Origin of the sequence: Klebsiella sp. MS 92-3 (assembly GCF_000195655.1) — a bacterium.
In the GTDB taxonomy this organism is placed as follows: domain Bacteria; phylum Pseudomonadota; class Gammaproteobacteria; order Enterobacterales; family Enterobacteriaceae; genus Klebsiella; species Klebsiella pneumoniae.
The window spans coordinates 23,376-25,713 of record NZ_GL882824.1 but is presented as its reverse complement, the minus strand read 5'-3'; the positions used below and the strand labels follow the sequence as shown (position 1 = coordinate 25,713).

At 62.7% G+C, this 2,338-nt stretch carries 3 protein-coding genes; all 3 read left to right on the top strand.

Going from position 1 to position 2,338, the window contains the following annotated elements:
• Nucleotides 1-1,079: proton-conducting transporter membrane subunit (locus HMPREF9538_RS10180; RefSeq protein WP_009485505.1), on the top strand; the 1,079-nt coding region annotated here is incomplete at its 5' end.
• A gap of 2 nt (nucleotides 1,080-1,081) precedes the next feature.
• Nucleotides 1,082-2,005, top strand: a complete 924-nt coding sequence (locus tag HMPREF9538_RS10185) for a respiratory chain complex I subunit 1 family protein (protein ID WP_004149485.1) — start codon at nucleotides 1,082-1,084, stop codon at nucleotides 2,003-2,005.
• 16 nt (nucleotides 2,006-2,021) lie between these two features.
• Nucleotides 2,022-2,338 (top strand): NADH-quinone oxidoreductase subunit C (locus tag HMPREF9538_RS32940; RefSeq protein ID WP_009485504.1); only part of this gene is annotated, 317 nt, incomplete at its 3' end.

Sequence of the window (2,338 nt, the reverse complement as noted above, 5' to 3'; positions counted from 1 at the left end):
CGCGGGCGGGCGGCGTGCCGCCGCTGTGGTGGGGCGTGATGCTGCTGGCGCTGGGGATGATCACCGCCTTTATCGGCGGACTGTATGCGCTGATGGAGCATAACATTCAGCGCCTGCTGGCCTATCACACCCTGGAGAATATCGGCATTATCCTGCTGGGGCTGGGCGCCTTCGTCACCGGCGTGGCGACCCGCAACAGCACGCTGATGGTGCTGGGCTTTATCGGCGGCATGTATCACCTGATTAACCACAGCCTGTTCAAAACCACGCTGTTCCTCGGTGCCGGAGCGGTGTGGTTCCGCACCGGTCATCGCGATATCGAGAAGCTGGGCGGCATCGGTAAAAAAATGCCGCTGATCTCCCTCGCCATGCTGGTGGGGCTGATGGCAATGGCTGCCCTGCCGCCGCTGAACGGCTTCGCCGGCGAGTGGGTTATCTATCAATCCTTCTTCAAAATGAGCACTGGCGACCTGTTTATCGGCCGTTTGCTGGGGCCGCTACTGGCCGTTGGCCTGGCGATCACTGGCGCACTGGCGGTGATGTGTATGGCGAAAGTCTACGGCGTGACCTTCCTCGGCGCGCCGCGGACGAAAGAGGCGGAAAACGCTACCTGCGCCCCCTGGCTGATGACCCTGAGCGTGGTGCTGGCGGCGGTGTTCTGCCTCGTTGGCGGCATCGCCGCGCCGTGGCTGCTGCCGCTGGTGAGCGGCGCCTTCCCGGTGCAGGCTCAGGTATCGAGCGTGGTGTCGCAGCCGATGATCGCGCTGCTGCTTATTGCCTGCCCGCTGCTGCCGTTCCTGCTGATGATCTTCTTTAAAGGCGATCGCCTGGCGGCGCGCTCGCGCGGCGCGGCGTGGGTCTGCGGTTACGACCACGAGCAGTCGATGGTGGTAACGGCCCACGGCTTTGCCATGCCGGTGAAAGAGGCCTTTGCGCCGTTGCTGAAGCTGCGTCACTGGCTGAACCCGGTGCGTCTGGTGCCGGGCTGGCAATCGGCCTCGGCGCCGGCGCTGCTGCGCGGGATCGCGCTGGTTGAGCTGGCGGTGCTGGTGGTGATTGTCATTTCGCGAGGAGCCTGAGAATGAGTCTGTTAATTGCATTGCTACAGGCGCTGGTGCTGTTTGCCGTCGCGCCGCTGTTGTCCGGGATCGTTCGCGTCGCCCGCGCGCGGCTGCATAACCGCCGTGGACCGGGGGTACTGCAGGAGTATCGCGATATCCTGAAACTGCTGGGCCGCCAGAGCGTCGGTCCTGACGCCTCGGGCTGGGTGTTTCGCCTGACGCCGTACGTCATGGTGGGCGTGATGCTGACCATCGCCACCGCGCTGCCGGTGGTGACGGTAGACTCCCCGCTGCCGGTGCTGGGGGATCTCATCACCCTGATCTACCTGTTCGCCATCGCCCGTTTCTTCTTTGCCATTTCCGGTCTGGACACCGGCAGCCCGTTTACCGCGCTGGGCAGCAGTCGCGAAGCGATGCTCGGCGTGCTGGTGGAGCCGATCCTGCTGTTGGGCCTGTGGGTGGCGGCGCAGGTCGCCGGCTCGACCCATATCAGCGCCATCACCGATACCCTTTACCACTGGCCGGCGGCGCGCAGCATTCCACTGATTCTGGCGTTATGCGCCTGCGCCTTCGCCACCTTTATCGAGATGGGCAAACTGCCGTTCGATCTGGCGGAAGCGGAGCAGGAGCTGCAGGAAGGGCCGCTGTCGGAATACAGCGGCAGCGGCTTTGGCATCCTGAAGTGGGGCATCAGCCTCAAACAGCTGGTGGTGCTGCAGATGTTTGTCGGGGTCTTCTTTCCGTGGGGCCAGATGACCAGCTTCAGCGTCGGCGGCCTGCTGCTGGCGCTGGTGGTTGCCATCGTTAAGCTGGTGGTTGGGGTGCTAATTATCGCGCTGTTTGAAAACAGCATGGCGCGTCTGCGTTTTTGTGCCACCTCCCGCGTCACCTGGGCCGGGTTTGGTTTCGCCTTTTTAGCTTTCGTCTCCTTGCTGGTGGCGTGATTAAGAGAGTTTGAGCATGTCTGAAGAAAAAATCGGTCAACACTACCTTGCGGCGCTGCACCAGGCCTTTCCCGGCGTGGTGCTGGACGAAGCCTGGCAGACCAAAGACCAGTTAACCATCACCGTGAAGGTCAACTACCTGCCGGAAGTGGTGGAGTTTCTCTACTACCAGCAGGGCGGCTGGCTGTCGGTGCTGTTCGGCAACGATGAACGTAAGCTCAACGGCCACTACGCGGTCTATTACGTGCTGTCGATGGAGCAGGGCACCAAATGCTGGATCACCGTGCGCGTGGAAGTGGACGCCAACAAACCGGAATACCCGTCGGTGACCCC

Coding starts and splice junctions, on each gene's coding strand:
- HMPREF9538_RS10185 (WP_004149485.1), top strand. CDS start 1,082: ATGAGTCTGTTAATTGCATTGCTACAGGCGCTGGTGCTGTTTGCCGTC.